Source organism: Mesorhizobium sp. M0047, from assembly GCF_040323315.1.
Classification (GTDB): domain Bacteria; phylum Pseudomonadota; class Alphaproteobacteria; order Rhizobiales; family Rhizobiaceae; genus Mesorhizobium.
The window spans coordinates 78,013-97,122 of record NZ_JAMYUW010000018.1 but is presented as its reverse complement, the minus strand read 5'-3'; the positions used below and the strand labels follow the sequence as shown (position 1 = coordinate 97,122).

Here is a 19,110-nt window from a genome sequence, read left to right as displayed (position 1 = left end):
AAGCAAATTCGCCGGAATGATTCGCTAAGCACCTGTGGGGGCGCACAGTACCCCTTCGTCGCCGGCCAGAACATGGGCACGGGCGCTCGAGAGCGTCCATCATACTCCCGCCCTTCGAGGGGAGCTGCATCATGGACAATGATCAATCGGCCGAAGCGATTTCGATTTTTGACCGCAATATCCTGCGCGACGCCTTCAGAACATCGGTCATTGAAAAGCAGACCCCCGAGGATCAGTGGCAGGCATATGCCGCGCTTTTGATCCGCGACTATACCGGCAACTCGGATTTTGATCCGGCGTTGCTGGCCTGGATCGTGCGACTGTAATCTTATCGCCGTGCAAGGTGCCGGGGCGGACAGCCGCTCCGCGCTCTCTTTCATTTTTGCCAAAAGGACAATAAGCATGAGGGATATGAAAACCCCGGACGCGCCAGCCACACCTGTCAAGCCGATCGTCGAAGCCGGAAAAATCCTGTCGAAGCGGCTGACGATCAGAAGCGACGAAGCAACAAGACGAAAGTCCGCCGACACCGACGGCACGGTGCGGCGGGCGCGTCAAATTGCGGAAAGCAACCGCCTGATTTGATGCCCCTATGTCCCCTTTAGGCAAAGCTCGGCGTTCGATTCCTCGATTTCCCATCTGGGACCAGCACTCCCCCACTGGCGGCAAAGCGGCGAAAGCGGCCGCCATGCCGGGCGCGGCGGCGGTTGCCAGCGCCGTCACGACCTTGACCAGGCCCCGGCCGTAGCTTGACCTGGGCCGGGCCTTAGCAGCGAACCTCCTCAGCAGACAATGTCCTCGATGCGGATCGGAAAGCGGCGCGCCCTTACACCCGTCGCGTGCCAGATGGCGTTGGCGATGGCGCCGACCGTGCCGGTGATGCCGATCTCACCGACGCCCTTGATGCCGAGCGCGTTGACATATGGGTCGTCCTCGTCGATCAGCAGCGCTTGCATATCGGGAATGTCGGCATGGACCGGGATGTGATAGCTGGCAAGGTCGGCGTTCATCGGCCGGCCGCTGCGTCGGTCGTGGACCGCCTCTTCATGCAGTGCGAAGGAAAGGCCCCAGATCATGCCGCCATAGAGCTGGCTTTTCGCCAGCTTCGGGTTGATGATGCGCCCGGCGGCAAAGGCACCGACAAGCCGCGTCACCTTCACCTGGCCGAGATCGGCGTCGACCTTGACCTCGGCGAACACCGCGCCGTGCGAGAACATCGCCCGCGCCTCTGCGTCCGCTGGATCACGCCCGCCGGCGCCCATGCCTTCCAGGGTCTTCAGGCCGGCCCGCGCCAGAATGTCGGCAAAGCTTTCGCTGCGGGTTTCGTCGGCGCGATGATGGAGCCGCCCGCCGCGCGCCTCGACGCCGGCATTGCCGGCACCAAACAAAGGCGAGTCCGGGGCGTTGACGGCAAGTTCCGCCAGCTTGGCGATGACGTCGGTGCCGGCGTTGTGGAGCGCGGTGCCCGCCGTGGCGGTATGACCCGAGCCGCCGGCGACGCCGCCGTCGGGAAGCTCCGAATTGCCTGAGCGGAATTCGATTTGATCGATACTCAGGCCGAGCCCGTCGGCGGCGATCTGGGCCAGCGCCGTCCACGCGCCCTGGCCCATGTCGGCCCCGGCGGTCTCGACCAGCGCTGTGCCGTCGGCGCGCAGCGTGGCACGCGCCTCGGCCTGGAACATCGGTGCGTGGAACAGCGCCGTGCCCACGCCCCAGCCGACAAGGTTTCCGCCCTTGTCGCGCATCCGCCTGGGCTCAATCGGACGCCCGGCCCAGCCGAATTTCTCCGCGCCCCGCGCATAGCATTCGCGCAGCGACTTGGCCGAGAACGGCTTGCCGGAGGCCGGATCGGTCTCGGCATAGTTGCGCAGGCGGAATTCCAGCGGGTCGAGCCCGCAGGCAAGTGCTGCCTCGTCGATGGCGCATTCCAGCGCCGCCGAGCCGGTGGCCTCGCCCGGCGCCCGCATCGGCCCCGGCGTGCCAATATCGACGCGCACCGCCGAATGCCGGGTCGAGATTGCCGGGCTGGCATAAAGGTTCAGCGAGGCGTTGGACGCCGGTTCGATAAAATCGTCGAAGCTGCTGGTCATTGCCACCGTGCGGTGTTCCAGCGCGGCCAGACGCCCTTGCGCATCCATGCCAAGGCGGAGCTGTTGACGCGTCGCGCCGCGATGCCCGACCGGCCCGAACATCTGGTCGCGTGGCAGCGCCAGCTTGACCGGGCGCCCGAGCATGCGCGCGGCCAGGATGGCCAGAATGTAGTGGCCGTTCATGATCGCCTTGGAGCCGAAGCCGCCGCCGAGGAAGGGGCTGCGCAGCAACACGTTCTCGGCCGGGATGCCGAAATAGCCGGCAAAAGCCGCGCGCGACATGACGATGGCCTGATTCGGCGTGTCAATGGTCAGCCGGTCGCCATTCCATTCGGCGACGATGGCGTGCGGTTCCATGGCGTTGTGATATTGCGGCGGCGTCTCAAAATCAGTGTCGATCCTGTGGGCCGCCGCGGCATGACCGGCGGCGATATCGCCCTTGTCGAAGTTCGGCGGGCTGCCGATTCCCACCGCCGGCGGATCGTAGGGCTCACCGTCGTCGAAGCCGACATGCGCGGTCTCAGCCTCATAGGTCGGCGCGAGCAGCCGCGCGCCTTCGGCCGCGGCCTCCAGCGTCCCGGCGACGACCAGCGCAATCGGCTGCTTGGCATAGCGCACGCGGTCGTTCTGCAAGGCGTCGAAGCGGTAGTCGAACAGCGAGTGTTTGTCTTCCGGGTCAAGCGCCAGCGGCGGGCAATTGGCCGGCGTGATCACCTCGACGACGCCGGGATGGGCTTTCGCCGCCGCCACGTCGAGCGAGGCGACGCGGCCGCGCGCGATGGTGCTGACCGCGACCACGGCATGCAGCAGGTTTTCAGGATGGTTGTCGGCGGCGAAGGTCGCGGCGCCAGTGACCTTGAGCACGCCGTCGCGGCGGCTTAGCGGCTGGCCGCTCGAAGACCCCATGCGGACATGGGGGGCGGAAAAGGGAATGGTCTCAGGCATGGGAGGCAACTCCGGTGTCGGAAGCAAAGACGGATCCGGGCAGCGCCGGCATGCGGACCGGCGTTCCGGCCGCCGCAAGCAGCAGTGCGCGTTTGACCACCCCCTTCGCCAGTTCGATCTTGTAGGCGTTGTCACCTGAAGGTCTTGCGTCGGCCAGCGCGGCCGCAGCCGCCTTTGCAAAGGCGTCACCGTCCGGCGCGGCCCCCACCAGCAGCGCCTCCGCCGCGCGGGCGCGCCACGGTTTCGCAGCAACGCCGCCAAGCGCCAGGCGGGCCTCACTGATCCTGCCATTCTCGATCCGCAAGGCTGCGGCGGCCGAGACCAGCGCGAAGGCAAACGAAGTGCGCTCGCGCAGTTTCAGATAGCGTGAGTACGCACGGAAACCGGCTGCCCTAGCTGGCAGGCGCAGCGCGGTGACCAGTTCGCCCGCCGCAAGGTTTGTTTCGCGCTCGGGCGTCGCGCCCGGAAGCAAATGGAAATCCTCCAAAAGCGCCTCGCGGCGGCCGTCCCGTCCCTCGATCTCGACCACGGCGTCGAGGGCGACCAGCGGCACGCAGAAATCCGACGGGTGGGTGGCGATGCAGGCGTCGGACCAGCCGAGCACGGCATGGCTGCGGTTTTCGCCGCCCAGCGCGTCGCAGCCGGCGCCGGGGTCGCGTCGATTGCAGGCGCTGGCCGCGTCATGGAAATAGGCGCAGCGCGTGCGCTGCATCACATTGCCGCCGACGGTGGCGGCATTGCGCAATTGCGGCGAGGCGCCTGAGAGCAGCGCCTCGGCAGCGGCCGGATAGGTGGCGGCGAAGGCCGGATCGCGGGCGAGATCGGCATTACGCACCATGGCACCGATGCGCAGCGATCCGTCGGCAAGCCGCTCGATGCGGTCGAGGCCGGGCAGCCTTGTGACATCGACGAGCTTTCCGGGACGCAACGCGCCGCCCTTCATCAGGTCAAGCAGATTCGTGCCGGCGGCGAGATAGGCGGCACCGGGTTCGGCGGCGGCGGCGACGGCTTCGGCCACCGAAGCCGGGCGAACGTAATCAAACAGGTTCATGCGACACTCCGTTCTTCGGTGGACAGGCGCTGCTGTGCGTCGAGCACCGCCTCGATGATGCCGGCATGGGCGCCGCAGCGGCACAGATTGCCGCTCATGCCCTCGCGGATGCGCTGCGGGTCGTTGCCGGCGTCGCCCTCGCCGATGAGGCCCACAGCGCTCATGATTTGGCCCGGCGTGCAGAAGCCGCACTGGAAGCCGTCATGTTCGATGAAAGCGGCTTGCACCGGGTCGAGCCGGTCGCCTTCGGCGAGACCTTCGATAGTCTGCACATCGGCGCCGTCGAGGCTGACCGCCAGCGCAAGACAGGCGTTGATCCGACGCCCGTCGACCAGCACCGTGCAGGCGCCGCATTGGCCGCGGTCGCAGCCTTTCTTCGTTCCGGTAAGATGAAGCCGCTCGCGCAGAAGGTCGAGCAGTGTCACTCGCGGGTCTTCCAGCGCAACGTCCTTGCGGGCGCCGTTGACAGTTAACGTGACGGACAAAGTCATGTTCGCTCCGATGGATTATGTCTCAGAAATTTATCGACGTGGCGGGTCGGCTGTGCGACGCAGACAGCAAGCCTTTCGGGAGGCAGGGCGCGAGGCTACAATCAACAATCCACACCGGTTGCCCGAGATGTGTTATACGGAGGGTGCCTCCGTTTTGCAAGCAAAAAATTGGGAATGAAAGGTAGATGGGCGAGAAAACCGAAAAGGCAAGCCGGAAACCGCGCGCCGATTCTGTCCGCAACCGGGACCGCCTGCTCGTCGCGGCGCATGACGTGTTCAGCGCCGGCGGCCCGGACGCCAGCCTGGAGGCTGTGGCCCGAACCGCCGGCGTCGGCATCGGCACGCTCTATCGCCATTTTCCGACGCGCGAGGCGCTGTTCCAGGCGGTTTACCGGCGCGAGGTCGACCAACTCGTCGATCTGGCCGTGACGCTCGCCGCCGAGGCGCCGCCGCTCGAGGCGCTGCGCCGCTGGCTGCATGCCAATGTCGGCATGGTCGCCACCAAGAAGGGCATGCTCGCCGCCCTTGCCCCGGCCGCCGGCAGTTCGACCGAGCTCTACGCCCATTCCGCCGCGCAGTCGGCCCGCTCCGTCGGCAATCTGATGGCGGCGGCGGTCGCCGCCGGCGAAATCCGCGACGACATCGCGCCGGAGGACGTCATGCGCGCGCTGATCGGCATGTGCTACACGCGCGACCAGCCCGGCTGGCAGGCCACCGTCATCCGCCTCGTCGACGTCTTCGTCGACGGCCTGCGCGTGCGCCGCGACGAAGCCAGGTGAGGGGCAGGGACGGCAATCGCATACGCCGCTGCAACGGCGGGCGAAGATCTTCATGAAGCTGAGGAACGTGCTGCTGCCAGCAAGTCGAGGAAGGGCCATGTCGCGGCGGGGGGAGCATGGCGGCTCGCAAAGCACACCGGCACGGATAAAACGCCGCTGCCGGGCGTTTATCGGGGCGACAACGGCAATTGTTAGCTGATCGCACGCCAGGGTCGCTGTCTCCGGCGTCCAGGGCGAAACACGCGCGCCAAAAACCTGCTCGACCGTCTTGAGGCAAGTTTCTGGCAGACATTTGCGCCGTGTTGTAGATTCGTTGGGGGCGATGGGACCGAAGAGGTTGGTCGGCAGTGGTTGGAAATGCTGCGCAGCGCCGTTTGGCTGCCATCCTAGTGGCCGACGTGGTTGGTTACTCCCGCCTCATGGAGGCGGATGAGCTCGGCACTCTTGGTGTGCTCAAGGAACGGCGAAGGGAGATCGTGGTGCCCGCCGTTCGAGAGCACGCAGGTCGAATTGTCAAGTTCATGGGTGACGGAATCCTGGCCGAATTTGCAAGCGCGGTAAATGCGGTGAGTTGTGCGCTTGAACTTCAGCTCCGCATGGCCAAAGCAAATGAAACGCTAGCAGATGCTAACCGGATCAGATTGCGGATAGGCATTAACCTAGGAGACATCATAGAGGACGAGTCGGATGTCTACGGTGACGGTGTTAACATCGCCGCTCGGCTTGAAACCCTGTCCGAGCCGGGAGGTATTTGCATTTCGGGCCAAATGTACGATGCGATTCAAGGAAAGCTTGAGATTTCAGTCGAGGATATTGGGGAAAGCTCCCTCAAGAATATATCCAGGACAATTCGCGCCTATCGCATCAGGCCCAGCGACGCAGAAGAAGTCCAAGAAGCCCAATCCTTAAGGGGCAACGAGCATACGACGGTGGCGGTATTGCCGTTCGCAAATATGTCTGGCGACCCAGCACAAGACTATTTCTCCGATGGAATAACCGAGGACATAATCACGGAGCTTTCCCGCTATCAACATCTGTCAGTGATTGCACGTAACACGACAGCTCTGTTTAAGGACCGGTCCGTAAACGTGGCGGAGATAGGCCGCAAGCTTCGGGCTGATTTTGTGATCGAGGGAAGCATTCGCCAGGCCGGCAACAGGGTGCGTGCTACAGTTCAACTCTTTGACGTTCAAACTGGGACTCATGCGTTCGCAGAAAAATTCGATCGGAAAATTGAAGACATATTTCAGGTTCAGGACGAGATCGTTGATGCTATTCTTGGTCGTCTTTTTTACAATCTAGATGAAGCAGCAAGCAAAGCTCGTCAGCGAAATCCGACGACAAGCACCACCGCTTATAGTTTGTGGTTGCGCGGCAGGCAGGCTTCGAGAAATGGCGATGAGGAGGATGCTATAAGCTGCCTGAATCAGGCGATCAAAGTTGATCCTCAATATGCGAGAGCGTTGGCCATGTTGAGTGGCCTGTATGGCTATAGACGATTCACCGGATCCGCACGTGACACTCATATGAAAAACGCCGAACTATCTCGCGGATACGCTGAAAGAGCTATCGCTGCCGATAAGACAGACGCCTACGTGCTTGAACAGGTAGCAGCTGCGTACCTAATGCTCGGTGATGGAGACAATGCAAGACGATACTCTGATAGTGCAAGTTTACTCAATCCGCGTGACATTTCCACAGCCGCCACACGGGCACTAGTTCTCGCCTTCGTAGGCGAACGCAATCGCGCACGGGAAATAATTGAACGCGTACATCAAGCTGAGCCACGCGCACCGCCGGGATGGACGGTTATCTTGGCAGACATACAGTATTTAATGCGTGACTTTGAAGGAGCCCTTAATACCTACAAAACAATTAACGGCGCACCTTTCTATGTAAGATTGCTTCAGTCGATGTGCCTTTCCCAACTGGGGAGGATCGATGAGGCAAAAGCAATTCTAGGCGAGGCACCGACAGGTTTCGATATTCCGGCATTCGCCCGCAATTGTGCCGGCATGTGCGCGTTGGCCGAAGATCGTGAATTGTGGCTCGAGGGGTTTCGCAAAGCAGGCGTGGACGTGTGAGCGTCGTGTTCCGTTCTCTGTTGAAGACGCTTCTTCCGCTCAAAGCTCAGACCTGTAGAGCGATCGCCACCGCGCAAGCGAAGTGCCCCAGGGTCTGCTCCCGCGCGGCTTGACGAGGTCGAACATGATCATCGGCGCGCAACCGGGGCAGCGGTTCGTTTGAAATAGTATCTCATCCCAGTGTGTGTGTGCACGCCGCGATTTGTAGGGTTTCTTCGCGGCATCGAGCGGTCCGAAAATGGCTGTCTCCTCATCTGACTTCGCGGAAACAGTTTCGTGGTTGCGAGCAGGAACATCTCCAATCTCCGGGCGCGGAATTGTGAGGGCGGTTGGTGACCTGTTGCAACTCATGAAGCAACTCTGACGTTTGATCCTTATCATTGTGCGATGCCAAAGCCGCTGCGTGAGCCAATGCGGGCGACGCTAGCAAGGTGGAACAATCCGACAGCCGGCGAGTTTCTAAGACGAAGGGCGATCTGTTTCGGAGGAAACGGGATGAAACGCGTCCTTGCCCAAAATGCGGTTCGACTGATGCTGAGCGGCGTAGCCGCCTGTCTACTCACGGTCGTCGAGATTCCAAACCCGATTACGCCATTGTTGCTTGTGTCCGAGGCAAGGGCTGCCACCGTTTCGATCAGCACATTCTACCAAGACTTGTCTCCCTATGGTGATTGGGTTTCGTACCACGGTGCGACCGTTTTCGTGCCGGTTCATGTACGTGACGATTGGCGTCCGTATACCCTTGGACACTGGGTCTATACCGAGCAGTATGGCTGGCTCTGGGTATCCGACGAGCCATTCGGTTGGGCGACGTACCATTACGGCCGGTGGGGCTATGCCGACGATATCGGTTGGTACTGGGTTCCGGGGACTCGTTGGGCGCCAGCATGGGTGAGTTGGCGTCGTGAAAGGGAGCACATCATTTGGGCTCCGCTGCCGCCGCGCCGCGATCCGGATCTGATTTCAATCGAGGTGACCTTCGACGCGACGCCGGATTTTTACTGGGTTGTGGTCCCTACCCGCGAATTCCTTGCTGCGGACATTTCTGTCGTCGTTATCCGTGATGAGCCGGAATTTGTGCGCATTGTCGAGGCGGCCGAGCCGGCCGGCGACGTGACGATCCAGAACAACGTGGTGATCAACAAAGTCGTTGATGTTGATGTGATCGAAAAGGAGACGAACCAGAAGGTGACTGCCGTCAAGGTCAGCAAGACCGAAGCACCCGAGCAGTCCGGCAAATTGGAAAACGATACGGTCGCGGTCTTTGAAGGTGAGGTGAAAGCCGACCCCAAGGCCAAACCAGCCAAGCTCAAAGACATCGAGGAGGTGAAGCAGGTTCAGGCTAGCCGGAAATCGAAGCCGACCGAAGGCGCAGCAAAGACCGAACAGGCCCAGCCGGAACAGGCGGCCAAGCCTGAGAAGCCGACAACCCAGGAGCAGCCCGCGGCCGAGCAGCAGGCCGAGCCCGGCAAGGCGGCCAAGCCTGAGAAGCCGAAGGCCAAGAAGCAGCCCGCCGCCGAGCCGCAGCAGGCCGAGCCAGAGCAAGCGGCCAAGCCTGAGAAGCCGAAGGGCAAGAAGCAGCCCGCCGCCGAGCCGCAGCAGGCCGAGCCAGAGCAAGCGGCCAAGCCTGAGAAGCCGAAAGGCAAGAAGCAGCCGGCCGCCGAGCAGCAGCAGGCCGAGCCGGAACAGGCGGCCAAGCCTGAGAAGCCGAAGGCCAAGAAGCAGCCGGCCGCCGAGCCGCAGCAGGCCGAGCCAGAGCAAGCGGCCAAGCCTGAGAAGCCGAAGGCCAAGAAGCAGCCCGCCGCCGAGCAGCAGCAGGCCGAGCCCGAACAGGCGGCCAAGCCTGAGAAGCCGAAGGGCAAGAAGCAGCCGGCCGTCGAGCAGCAGCAGGCCGAGCCCGAGCAGGCGACCAAACCCAAGCCACAGAAGCAAAAAAACAAGGCGTGCGATCCGCAGACTGACGCGAACTGCTAGCTGTGCGCGGCACCGCGATTATTCCATCGCGGTGCCGCTGAATGCGCGAAAAGCCGCGATCCTCGCCACTTTCCTTCGCTGCCGCCTGCTCTCCTCTATATCGGCTGAAAGCGCGGAACGCCCGTCAACGAACATAGGTAAGCATGCAAGCCGAAGAGGGTGAGACGTCACCTCGCGCCCGAGGCTATTTCGAAAGGCCTGACATTGTCTGTTACCCATCCTAGGTTTGTCTCGGCAGAGGTCCTTATCCAGAAACCGCCATGAGCACCCGCGGTGCCGACTTTCTATACAAATGGATTTCCGAACATATGCCGGAAGGGCCAATCGACGACCCGGGCCGGCTTGTGACCGATATGGCAGACCAGGCCCTGCGGGCGGCCGCCATCGAAGGCATCCCAATTCAGGAGATCGATGAAGAGATCGGGAGCGTCTATGAAGCGATCATTCATGCCGTTGAACATCGCGACGGCGGTCTGGCGGATTAAAGATTTTGTGGTTGCCTCAGGCGGCTCGCGTCGCGACGAGGCTGCAGATATGGACTATTGAGTTTTGAGCATGTGGCAGCAGCGCGCCTGTCTTTCCCCCCGACTCGCCATATCTAAAATTTTCTAAATTAGCTGCGTCTTATGGAACTTTGGTGCGGGCGTTTCATTTTCATCCGCATGCGAGCCCCTGTGATCCAAAGCGTCGGGACGGGAGTGAACGCGTCGCCGCGCTACTCGCTGGTCCTGCCGATATATAATGAAGAACAAGTGCTGCCGCGACTGATCGAACGGATCAGGTCACTGATCAGTCGGCTGGACGGAGAGACTGAGGCAATTTTTGTCGATGACGGTAGCCATGACGGCAGCGTCAAATACCTTCGGCAGGTGGTCACCGCCGAACCTCGCTTCCGGCTTATCGAACTTTCCCGTAATTTCGGACACCAGATTGCGATCACGGCTGGCATGGATGCTGCTGCGGGGGATGCAGTCATCGTCATGGATGCCGACCTGCAAGATCCACCGGAGGTCGTTCTTGATCTCGTGGCAAAGTGGAAGGAAGGTTTCGAGATCGTCTACGCCCGCCGTGTCAAGCGCGAGGGCGAATCCTGGTTCAAGCGGCTTAGCGCCGATCTTTTCTACCGTTTCCTCGAGAAGATGACGTCGGTCAACATCCCGCGCAACGTCGGGGACTTCCGTCTGGTCGGCCGCCATGCGCTGGACGTCTTCAAACACATGCCTGAACACGATCGCTTCGTGAGGGGCATGTTCGGCTGGATGGGATTCAAGCAAGCGGGAGTGCCATTCGAACGCCCCCCGAGGACCATCGGCCAGACCAAATACCCTTTCTGGAAGATGATGCACCTTGCTGTCCACGCCATTGTCAGCTTCTCGGAAAAGCCGCTTCACTTTGCGCTTTGGGGCGGATCGGCCATTTCTGCACTTGCGCTGGCCTTTGGCGCTTATGCCGTGTTCGCCTGGATTTTTGAAACCGGCGTCATTGCCGGCTGGACGTCCACCGTTGTGATCGTATCGTTCCTGTGCGGCATCAATCTTTTCATGACAGGCGTGGTCGGCCTCTATGTCGGTAGCATCCACGCCGAAGTGAAACGCCGCCCTCTTTACGTGATCGATCGGCTTACCGGCTTCGACGAGCCGGTGCGTGCCATCGCTGGTGGGAACCGGAGATCGTTTCGCAAGCCTAAGAACGGAGCCGCTCCCAGTGTCCGAACTCTTCGACAGCTATAGATCCAGTTATGGAGAGACGATCGATGCGTCGATCCGCTTTTCCGGACTCAAGCACGCATTCTTTTTGGTCGCAAAGGCCGACCTGCTGCGACGCCTAGTCGCCGAGCGAGGACTTCGTCGACGGGGAGCCATGCTGCGGGCGCTTGATGTGGGCTGCGGTGTCGGTTCGCTCCATCCTTATCTAGACGGGGCTTTCGAGCGCCTGGATGGCTGCGACGTCTCGCAAGAGTCGATCCAGCGCGCCAGCGAGGACAATCCGAGCGTCGTCTATAGGACATGCACCACGACGGCCCTGCCTTATGACGACTGCGTGTTCGACCTGGCTTTTGCCAGTTGTGTTGTTCATCATGTTTCGCCCGCATCCTGGCTCGTTTTTTTTCGCGAGATGCGACGCGTCGTGCGGCAAGGCGGCGTCGCCTGCATCATCGAGCACAATCCCTATAATCCGCTGACGCGCCTGGCGGTGCTCCGATGTCCGTTTGACCAAGACGCGGTCCTGCTCAACGCGGTCAAAGCAGCGGCCCTCTTTCGACAAGCAGGCTTCAGGGAGGTTCGATGCGAGCATTTCCTGCTGCTCCCGTCGGCCGGCAGATTCGCCAGAAAGGTTGAGCGTGCCCTCGCGCCGCTGCCGCTTGGCGCCCAGTATGCGTGTAGTGCCCGTGTCTGAATTTCGGCCTGCCGCTGGCACCGTCCTGAAGCTTCTGGCGCGCTTCGGCCTGGTCGGCGTCGCCGCCACAATCCTGTATGCCGCCTTGGCGGATGTCTTTGTCAAATCGGAACGGTTCGGCTTCAGCCCCGTTCAAGCGTCCCTTGCAGCATACGCAGCCGCAGCCTTGTTTTCCTATCTCGCGCACAGGTCAGTAACCTTCATGTCGCGCGGTTTGCATAGATCAGAGGCTCCGCGTTTTCTATTGCTGGCGGCGATCGGCTTGGCCATCGCCTATGGCGCGCCGGCGCTCTTGACGGCGAAGCTGGGCCTGCCGCTCATCTTTCCCATCACGATTACCTGCTTGCTTGTGCCCGCGATCAATTTCGTCGTGCTCCACCGATGGGTCTTTGCAGAACACATTCCCGATCAGTCCGGCGATGGTTGACGCGTGATCGGCCAGAAAGATTCGTTCCAAAACAGTTCACCGTTTCACGGAAACGATGAACTGCTCCAAAGCCGCTTGCTGAAGCACGGCTTCCACTTACGATTGGATGAGCCGGGCTCCGTTCAACCGTCGATCGCTTTGCCTTCAAGCCGTTGCTGGCAGCACATGTTGAAGAACCATCCAAATCGCAGGATCGGTCGAGCGCCATGCCCGGGAGGGCCTGGCTGGTGTCACCACGCAGGAAGAGAGGCAATGAAGGCGGCACTTGAAACCTGCGGGTGCTCACATTGACCAGCATCTGGACGATGAGCTGGCCTTGGCGCGCTTCGTACCGGCTCGCCGACATGGACGCCCAAAGTGTCACGGACATAGCCATGGATGCAGGTTACGATGCGCGCGATGTGTTCGCCCGCGCCTCTCGGCGACGGTTCGGGCATTCGCCTTCGTCGCTCCGAATATCTCCCAGCTGTGGGTCGTGGCTTATGGCCTTCGGGCCCCTCGACAACGCAAGCAACGAGCCCATGCAGATAATCTTTGACCACGACGATCCGTGATGTGCCGCCTACGCCGGTGGTGGTGATCGAGTATCGCGGGGACCGGGTGACGCCCGAAGACACCTTCCGGCGGTTCAGGGCCTGGCCCAAAGCGAATGGCTCGTCGCCGCTGACAAGCTCTACTTTCATGGTCTTCCGTTCCGAAAGGGAGCCGCCGTCCCAGACCGATCAGTCGATCGAGGCGAATGACGCGCTAATGAAAGCTGGCGTGATCCCGCCGCATGCTGCGCGGTGCTGCGCTAAAAACGATCTCGAGCCCGCCGCGCTCTACCTCTATCGCTTGACTATTGGCCAACTGCGGGGAGGCACGCGACTTCCCGATCTATTGCCAACGCCGGCTCTCCTCCATCCCGGAGGTGCAGGCGCATGAGGCGAGCACGGAACTGTTGCTGCCGCTGAACTAGGGCAACTCCAGAAAGTTGTGAAGCGGCTTTCCGTCCGGAATTGCGTCAATACAAAGAGCTAGGGCACTTCGCCGTTTCAGCGGAAAAGTGAAGTGCTCTAGCCGGCGTCCAGCCGGAACGACACCAATTTAATGGCGCGTTTGTAGATCTTGCTGGCGGCGGGGCTTGGCGGAATTCCGTCGCGATAGTCGAAGGTCACTTCGAGTACCTTTGCGCTGGCAAATGCTGCGTGCGGGATCGCGAACGAGATCGTCGTCGGGTCTTGGCTCGACAGTGTTACCTCGTGTACCCGAACTCCGTTCACCGAGATCATTACCCTTTGTATGGTTTGTGGTGGACGAATGACGGCAGACATTTGTAGCGTGGCTGTAAACCCGTCGCGAAGCGAAGGTATTTCCAGCCTCAGCCGAGAGGTCTCGCCGAGCGAATGGGTTCCGTCGGCTACCGGCCCCGACCAACCGCAGACCATCATGCCGGCTGCTTGTTTGGCACCGTCGGACCGGAAAGATACCGTCTGCCCAGGAGTGTAGCTGCCAACCGCATCGCGATTGAGGCACGTCGTCGTGCGATCAATGTAATAGGCCCGATAATCAGCGTTGACATCTGGATTGAGAGCGAGTGCGAGGATGATGATCTCGGACACGGCCAAAACCACCGCCAGCGCGTAGCCGCCAGTCGAGGCAGCACGGCCATAGGATGACAGGCCGTCAGACCAGGGCAAGATAGCCTCCAATCCACGCCACAGTCATGAAATAACATGCGCTCAGAAAAAGAGCCAAAGTCACGAGATAGGTCAGCTTCGATACCGACAGCAGCTCGGCAATCAACATCATCAGCGGTGCAAGCCCAATGACGTATCTGATCATGGAAGCCAGGTTGGTGATCAACGGCAGGATGATGCTGCTCGCACAGAAGAGCGCAGCGCCATATCGCCTGCGAGCCGCCAGAACGACCGATAGGGTCAGCCCTATAATCGCTGCGAGCGCGCTCCATTGCGGCGCCGTGGGCAGCCATCCTTTTGTCGGAACAGCAGAGAGACCGTCCCATAGAAAAAGGAGCGGATCGCCAGCAATCCGCCCAAACGCGCGCTGGACGTGCAAGAACGCAAACCCGTCCCCGACAGTGACGTACAAAAAGAGCATGTAAGCAAACAAGCCGGCGGGCGAGATGAAGATAGCTACGAGCATATCCGGACGACCAAGCACCCATCGCGGGAAAGACACCGCCGACCCGCCCTGCTGGCGGTGCTGCTCGAACATTTGGATGACTGTTGCAAACACAGCAAGGACCCCGACCACCCTCGTTGCCGACAGCAAAGCGCATGAAACGCCAGCGGCCAGGTAGTTGGAGCGCTTGAGTGCCAAAAAGACGCACGAAGTCAGGAACACGAAAAGAGGTTCGGTAAGGAACGTGGTGAAGTGGAAGGAGAACGGGCCGCTAAGCAGGAAAGCGCAATACAGCGTATAAGCGCGCATGTTCTTCTCCAGCAGTGGCCATGCCACAAGACAGGCGGCGTAGCTGCATGCCATCGAGGTGGTCGTCGCGATCAGAATCGTGGGAAAAGGGAAAGCAAACCGAAGAGTCGTCACGAGCATGGGATACAAGGGAAAAAAGCCCCAGCGTCCGACGTTGCTTTGGCCTGGAATGGGAAAACGCTCGTAGCCGTGTTCGGAAATGTCCACATACCACGCGCAGTCCCACCTGCAGAGCGCACGCGCATAAGCTTCGAAGCCTGAAACTGCCGAGACTGAATGGAATGCAGCATACCGAATGACAAGCCCGCTGATCATGAACAGGAGCGGAACCGCAACGGCGATGACACAAAGGCGACGGCCAGCGTTTGCGCGAGCCATGTCTCCAAGCGCCAGTTGTGTCTCCACAGGGGATGGCGCCAGAATCTGCGATGGCGAGCCCGGGTTCGCCGGCTCGATGGCGCTGCCAGCCATAAAATCGGTCCATCGGAAGCATCAAGATCATCAACCGACTTGAAGCCCCGTCTGCGACTTGATCTTGAGGATCAACGATGCCGCGCCGCTTCGGTTCCTTCTGCAGCAGGAGTTCGTTGGGGCCAGGTCGATCGATCACACCAGCCGAAGAAGGGAGCGATATTCGCGCTTCAACGGCACCGTTTCCTCGCAGCGGGCGGCCTTCGTCATCGCCGGTCCGGCCCGCGTCTCCCAGTCGCGCTCGCGACAACGGGTTCTTCTCGCATAGGCGGGCGCCGGTGGCGGCCCCAACCTCCAGCTCGAGCGCGCGCAGGTTCATCATGTCGTCAGTCATCGATGGTACTTCGAATCAGGTAGGTGTCAGCAACCTGACCTTACCGGCGAATTGTCGATGACCACCGCAAACCACGCTCGCTCGCTACAGCGCTATCGAGACCGCTCTCGCCAGCGGCTCCGCTGCCGCCAAGCTACACCTCCTGCGGGGACGCGAGCTGCGCCAACTCGCCGCAACGCTGCTTCCAGAAAAACGGGAACAGCGTGGTTCAATCCTTGCCGCGGCGCGGGTCTTTGCCGGCCGCCTGACTGCTTTTCTTCGGCTGTTCGTCGCGTTTGTCCTGATTGCCTGCACGGTTGCCTCCGTGCGCCCCTTGGGAAGATTTTGCGGTCTTGCCGTCTTTGAGTTTCGTTGCCATGGTTTCCTCCTGGAATCCTGATGTTTCCAGAACCGCCTCGCCGCGTGAATGTTCCGCAGCATTTACTATCTACGCGCAACCGAGCGGCCATGGAACGCAAGCTCGAATTCGGCCCGCAGTTCGTCCTCCCGTCCGAGATAGCGCGGCGAGAAATGCATCTGGTGAGCGAAGTCCACTGCCGCCAGGCGGGCGATCTCGCCCGCCTGCACTGCCGTCAGGTGCTTCTTTGAAGCGGCGAGTTCCCGATCCTCCTGCAAGAATCCACCTTCGATAAAGAGTTGATCGGCGCCGCACGCCAAGCTGCAAAGCCGGGTTATGTTCAACGAATGGAAGGCCAGGTCAGTGGCATAGGCAACGCGCTGGCCCGGCGCGCAGACGAGCGCTTGGCTTTGCAGCAGTTCTCCCAGAACTACCTTCCTGTCCTTGGTGGGCATGAACTCGGTTGCAGGCCCGGCGCCGCTGCGAACGGCCCGTTTGGCTTCGGTCAGCCAGGGACCAACTGGAAGGCAGAGCTCGTCGAGACGCGTCTTGTGAACGTTGACCCTGATTTTCTCCTGGAATGCGAAGGCCAGGCAAGGAATGCCATGATCAAGCGTGACCGCAACGACCTTGAATTCCGGATCGTCGAGCGGAAGCCGCGCTTCCGACGGCTGCTGGTTTTCGCGAACAAAAGCGTTGCGCGCCCTGAAGATGGCCTCGGTAATGAATCCTCCCTCCGCCCAGTCGGAGGCGGCAATCTCCAAATCATGGGACCGCTCGTCCAGCAGGTTCCACGTGTAAGCCCGCAACTTGGCCTCGACGGCGTCAGTCAGACCGGGCGGCCCGACGATATGGACGCGTCTGTCCCGGTAAAGCGACAGCCTGAGCAGGCGGTCGAAACCGCTGAAGTGATCCATATGCATATGCGTCACGAAGACGTGCGAGATCCGCAGGATTTCACGCGGCGAAAGGGTCGAAAGATCTCCGAGATCGAACAGCAAGGCCCTGTTGCCGAAGCGGAAATCCAGTAGCACGCCCGGATCGGAAAAGGGTCCGTTTACCAAGCGTGGCTGGACGAAAAGCGTCACTGCGAAAAGACCACCGCGAGCGATGCAGGCTTCATCCGTTCAGCGTCTCTTTGCCCGGCCGGCATATTGGTCGACCGCTCCGGCCATCTGGAGCATGAGTGTCGCCATAGAGATGGAATTCCCGCCATAGGGGTAGAAGTCGGATTTATCGCCTTTGTTCCATTTCTCCCGCAGCTCGGGTTCGGTGATGTCCCAGTCGCGGTAGGTTCTTCGCGCCAGTTCGCGCAGCTCTATGTGCAATTCGGCGGTGGAGGGGCGGCCCCAGTAGTAATAACCGTTATAGACCTTGAAGACTTCGAGGTCTCGCCCCAGCACGATGGTGTGCGGGACCATCACGTCGTGCGTGGTGTCGGTGTATTCCTTGATGTCCAGGTCCTTCTGCACGAGCCGTTCCTCGTCATACAGAAAGGGCCAAGGCGCCGAGGTCTGCTGGCGGTAATTGTTGGTCGTATGCCAATCGTCCGTGGTGATCGTGACGAGCTGGGTGTAGCCGACGACCAATTGCGGGTGAAACCGCACCAGTTCGAGCACTTGCTGCCGGTCTTTCGGGCAGAAGAATCCACGCGTCAGCATCACGATCATCAGCTGGTCGCCCTGCAGGTCCGACAGCCGCCGTGGCGTCTTGGTGTGGTCGGGTAGAACGTAGTCGGGGAACTTCGCGCCAGCCACAATATCTTGTCTCATTTTCAGTCGCTCCATCAATTCGGTTCCTGTAACTCCCGAACAAAAGACTCCTCCCCATGTTCCTTGATTCCAGGCAAGCCGAATGAGACGACCAGGTCTAAGGGCCGCCCGCCGTAGCACCGACGACCACCAGCCCATCCAACTCGACTTCGCCATCGATGATCGTCTTGCCGCCCTTTTTTCGAACCTTGAGCTTCGACGGGTTTTCGGCGGCCTGTCTTTCGAGTTCGTCAATCACTCCCGTGATCGTCGCTAAGCGGTCTTCCGTGATATCCGCGTAACCGCCGTGTAGCGCGTGATGACACCCTCATCGGGATCCTCTCCTTGAAAATGCACGGTAGCGTTGGCCGGCGGCCGACAATTTGTGCCAAAAGCTTTGACCGCCGAAGCGCATACGAACTGGACATCGGGGTGCTGTTGCATGACATTCATGGCCGCAAGTTCGGCGGTGCTGCTGCCGCCGATCCGCCAGCAGGCTTCGAGCACTCCCGACTTCCACTTCCCAGACCAGTCGGTCCCTTGGCCGATGTCATAGTTGCGCCGCGATGCGAAAAATCCGGGACACTCGATCATCGCAGCGTCATATGTTCTCGCCTGCGCGACCGCCAGCGCTGAAGCAGATGAAAGACTGAGGCCTGCGAGTGCCTCCCATCCCCCGCGTACGGCGATGATATCGGACCCGCCATAAACGGGTTGTCCCGCATTATCCGCCGTTATTCTCTGCGTGCCGACGTACGCAATGGCGATCTCGTCTACATCCGCTATTCCGACGCTTAGCGTGGCGATGTCAGCCAGATTCGTCTCCAGAACGAGTCCGTGTTTTTCTAGATCCGAAGCTTGATAGCGTTCCAGGAAAGCTTCGACTTCCGACACGGAAGAAGCGATCTGTTGTTCGCGTCCGCGCGATGCAAGTGGAGGCTTAAGACGAACTGGTCCTTGCCGCAGGAGCCGATCCGCCGCTTGCAAAGTGTCCGTTCGGGAGAACGTGCTGTAACCCGGCAAAACCGCAGCGCTGACCCGTTCAGGGAATTCCGCTGGCCAGTCATCAGGACGAAATGCGGACGCGCCGATCACGTCATGCGTGATGACTTTGGTCATTGCCAGCCGGGACGGAAGCACGCCGCCAAAAAAGTCTTTTGGACCTGCGATTCCCATTCGGCTCGCATCGGCGAGAAGCAGGCTGTCGTCCGGGACGTAGTACAAGTATTCGTCGTCCAACTTGAACGCGCTAAGATCGCCCTCGAATGCAAACCCTTTGAGTACAGCGATCTGGCGGGCGACCGCATTGATCGCGTGCCGTTCATGGGCGAAGAGAGCTTCGCTGCCTGGCGCGGAGCATGCGATCACAATTCCTTTTGGCCCGTCCGGGCATGTATTGCTTGTCACCTTCAATCCACAATCCTGTTTACGTCCATGCGGAACCGCACGTCTCCAATTGCGAAAACGGCGGGGCGGCGAAAACGTTCTGTTCCGGTTTCAGTTAGCGAGCTTCCCTGGAAGGGGAGCGTGTCGAAGCCCGCGCCAT

Annotated in this window: 19 protein-coding genes and 1 pseudogene; 10 read left to right on the top strand and 10 right to left on the bottom strand. The window is 60.8% G+C overall.

Going from position 1 to position 19,110, the window contains the following annotated elements:
• Positions 1-131: 131 nt before the first annotated feature.
• Both NKJ89_RS18930 and NKJ89_RS18925 read left to right on the top strand, forming a co-directional pair.
• On the top strand, positions 132-326 hold the full coding sequence (locus NKJ89_RS18930; RefSeq protein ID WP_352604635.1) for a hypothetical protein: 195 nt from the start codon (positions 132-134) through the stop codon (positions 324-326).
• A gap of 76 nt (positions 327-402) precedes the next feature.
• Positions 403-585 (top strand): hypothetical protein, encoded by a 183-nt coding sequence (locus tag NKJ89_RS18925; protein WP_352604633.1) that lies wholly within the window; start codon positions 403-405, stop codon positions 583-585.
• Positions 586-782: 197 nt separating this feature from the next.
• On the opposite strand, the gene NKJ89_RS18920 is transcribed toward NKJ89_RS18925, so the two are convergent.
• From NKJ89_RS18920 to NKJ89_RS18910, 3 genes are read right to left on the bottom strand one after another with little or no spacing between them, the layout of a single operon-like run.
• Positions 783-3,035, bottom strand: coding sequence for a xanthine dehydrogenase family protein molybdopterin-binding subunit (locus tag NKJ89_RS18920; protein WP_352604631.1), 2,253 nt, complete (start codon positions 3,033-3,035; stop codon positions 783-785).
• Positions 3,028-4,086 carry an FAD binding domain-containing protein gene (locus tag NKJ89_RS18915; RefSeq protein ID WP_352604629.1) on the bottom strand — a complete coding sequence of 353 codons (1,059 nt, stop codon included), beginning with the start codon at positions 4,084-4,086 and terminating at the stop codon, positions 3,028-3,030. Before NKJ89_RS18915 ends, NKJ89_RS18920 begins: the two co-directional genes overlap by 8 nt.
• Positions 4,083-4,577 (bottom strand): (2Fe-2S)-binding protein, encoded by a 495-nt coding sequence (locus NKJ89_RS18910; RefSeq protein WP_352604627.1) that lies wholly within the window; start codon positions 4,575-4,577, stop codon positions 4,083-4,085. The genes NKJ89_RS18915 and NKJ89_RS18910 overlap by 4 nt, the downstream gene beginning before the upstream one ends.
• Before the next feature lie 185 nt (positions 4,578-4,762).
• On the opposite strand from NKJ89_RS18910, the gene NKJ89_RS18905 reads away from it, so the two are divergent.
• The 8 genes and pseudogenes from NKJ89_RS18905 to NKJ89_RS18870 form a co-directional block, all read left to right on the top strand.
• Entirely contained in the window at positions 4,763-5,356 is a 594-nt protein-coding gene (locus tag NKJ89_RS18905; RefSeq protein ID WP_352604625.1) for a TetR/AcrR family transcriptional regulator, read from the top strand.
• 347 nt (positions 5,357-5,703) lie between these two features.
• Positions 5,704-7,440, top strand: a complete 1,737-nt coding sequence (locus tag NKJ89_RS18900; RefSeq protein ID WP_352604623.1) for an adenylate/guanylate cyclase domain-containing protein — start codon at positions 5,704-5,706, stop codon at positions 7,438-7,440.
• Between the two features lie 495 nt (positions 7,441-7,935).
• Entirely contained in the window at positions 7,936-9,414 is a 1,479-nt protein-coding gene (locus NKJ89_RS18895) for a DUF6600 domain-containing protein (RefSeq protein ID WP_352604621.1), read from the top strand.
• A gap of 260 nt (positions 9,415-9,674) precedes the next feature.
• On the top strand, positions 9,675-9,899 hold the full coding sequence (locus NKJ89_RS18890) for a hypothetical protein (protein WP_352604619.1): 225 nt from the start codon (positions 9,675-9,677) through the stop codon (positions 9,897-9,899).
• A gap of 189 nt (positions 9,900-10,088) precedes the next feature.
• Positions 10,089-11,144 (top strand): glycosyltransferase family 2 protein, encoded by a 1,056-nt coding sequence (locus NKJ89_RS18885; protein ID WP_352604617.1) that lies wholly within the window; start codon positions 10,089-10,091, stop codon positions 11,142-11,144.
• Positions 11,119-11,811, top strand: coding sequence for a class I SAM-dependent methyltransferase (locus NKJ89_RS18880; RefSeq protein WP_352604615.1), 693 nt, complete (start codon positions 11,119-11,121; stop codon positions 11,809-11,811). The genes NKJ89_RS18885 and NKJ89_RS18880 overlap by 26 nt, the downstream gene beginning before the upstream one ends.
• Positions 11,777-12,238 carry a GtrA family protein gene (locus NKJ89_RS18875; protein ID WP_352604613.1) on the top strand — a complete coding sequence of 154 codons (462 nt, stop codon included), beginning with the start codon at positions 11,777-11,779 and terminating at the stop codon, positions 12,236-12,238. Before NKJ89_RS18880 ends, NKJ89_RS18875 begins: the two co-directional genes overlap by 35 nt.
• Before the next feature lie 320 nt (positions 12,239-12,558).
• Positions 12,559-13,196, top strand: a pseudogene (locus tag NKJ89_RS18870) (AraC family transcriptional regulator); the annotation flags it as partial.
• Between the two features lie 97 nt (positions 13,197-13,293).
• On the opposite strand, the gene NKJ89_RS18865 reads toward NKJ89_RS18870, so the two are convergent.
• From NKJ89_RS18865 to NKJ89_RS18835, 7 genes are all read right to left on the bottom strand, one after another.
• A complete protein-coding gene (locus tag NKJ89_RS18865) occupies positions 13,294-13,917 on the bottom strand; it encodes a hypothetical protein (RefSeq protein WP_023759965.1) in 624 nt (207 codons plus the stop codon).
• Complete coding sequence (locus tag NKJ89_RS18860; RefSeq protein WP_352604611.1) at positions 13,904-15,142, bottom strand: putative hexosyltransferase; 1,239 nt, start codon at positions 15,140-15,142, stop codon at positions 13,904-13,906. Before NKJ89_RS18860 ends, NKJ89_RS18865 begins: the two co-directional genes overlap by 14 nt.
• Positions 15,143-15,684: 542 nt before the next feature.
• Positions 15,685-15,834 (bottom strand): hypothetical protein, encoded by a 150-nt coding sequence (locus tag NKJ89_RS18855; protein WP_023759968.1) that lies wholly within the window; start codon positions 15,832-15,834, stop codon positions 15,685-15,687.
• A 65-nt stretch (positions 15,835-15,899) separates the two neighbouring features.
• The gene (locus tag NKJ89_RS18850) at positions 15,900-16,847 is read right to left on the bottom strand and encodes an MBL fold metallo-hydrolase (RefSeq protein ID WP_352604609.1); all 948 of its coding nucleotides are present in this window, start codon (positions 16,845-16,847) and stop codon (positions 15,900-15,902) included.
• Between the two features lie 93 nt (positions 16,848-16,940).
• The gene (locus NKJ89_RS18845; protein WP_352604607.1) at positions 16,941-17,600 is read right to left on the bottom strand and encodes a redoxin domain-containing protein; all 660 of its coding nucleotides are present in this window, start codon (positions 17,598-17,600) and stop codon (positions 16,941-16,943) included.
• Between the two features lie 82 nt (positions 17,601-17,682).
• Entirely contained in the window at positions 17,683-17,823 is a 141-nt protein-coding gene (locus NKJ89_RS18840; protein ID WP_352604605.1) for a hypothetical protein, read from the bottom strand.
• Positions 17,824-17,837: 14 nt separating this feature from the next.
• Positions 17,838-18,971 (bottom strand): DUF3182 family protein, encoded by a 1,134-nt coding sequence (locus NKJ89_RS18835; RefSeq protein WP_352604676.1) that lies wholly within the window; start codon positions 18,969-18,971, stop codon positions 17,838-17,840.
• Positions 18,972-19,110: the final 139 nt, after the last annotated feature.

Bases quoted from the DNA above. Each gene is read 5' to 3' on its own strand.
- NKJ89_RS18930 (WP_352604635.1), top strand. From the start codon at position 132: ATGGACAATGATCAATCGGCCGAAGCGATTTCGATTTTTGACCGCAAT.
- NKJ89_RS18925 (WP_352604633.1), top strand. From the start codon at position 403: ATGAGGGATATGAAAACCCCGGACGCGCCAGCCACACCTGTCAAGCCG.
- NKJ89_RS18920 (WP_352604631.1), bottom strand. From the start codon at position 3,035: ATGCCTGAGACCATTCCCTTTTCCGCCCCCCATGTCCGCATGGGGTCT.
- NKJ89_RS18915 (WP_352604629.1), bottom strand. From the start codon at position 4,086: ATGAACCTGTTTGATTACGTTCGCCCGGCTTCGGTGGCCGAAGCCGTC.
- NKJ89_RS18910 (WP_352604627.1), bottom strand. From the start codon at position 4,577: ATGACTTTGTCCGTCACGTTAACTGTCAACGGCGCCCGCAAGGACGTT.
- NKJ89_RS18905 (WP_352604625.1), top strand. From the start codon at position 4,763: ATGGGCGAGAAAACCGAAAAGGCAAGCCGGAAACCGCGCGCCGATTCT.
- NKJ89_RS18895 (WP_352604621.1), top strand. From the start codon at position 7,936: ATGAAACGCGTCCTTGCCCAAAATGCGGTTCGACTGATGCTGAGCGGC.
- NKJ89_RS18890 (WP_352604619.1), top strand. From the start codon at position 9,675: ATGAGCACCCGCGGTGCCGACTTTCTATACAAATGGATTTCCGAACAT.
- NKJ89_RS18860 (WP_352604611.1), bottom strand. From the start codon at position 15,142: ATGGCTGGCAGCGCCATCGAGCCGGCGAACCCGGGCTCGCCATCGCAG.
- NKJ89_RS18855 (WP_023759968.1), bottom strand. From the start codon at position 15,834: ATGGCAACGAAACTCAAAGACGGCAAGACCGCAAAATCTTCCCAAGGG.
- NKJ89_RS18845 (WP_352604607.1), bottom strand. From the start codon at position 17,600: ATGGAGCGACTGAAAATGAGACAAGATATTGTGGCTGGCGCGAAGTTC.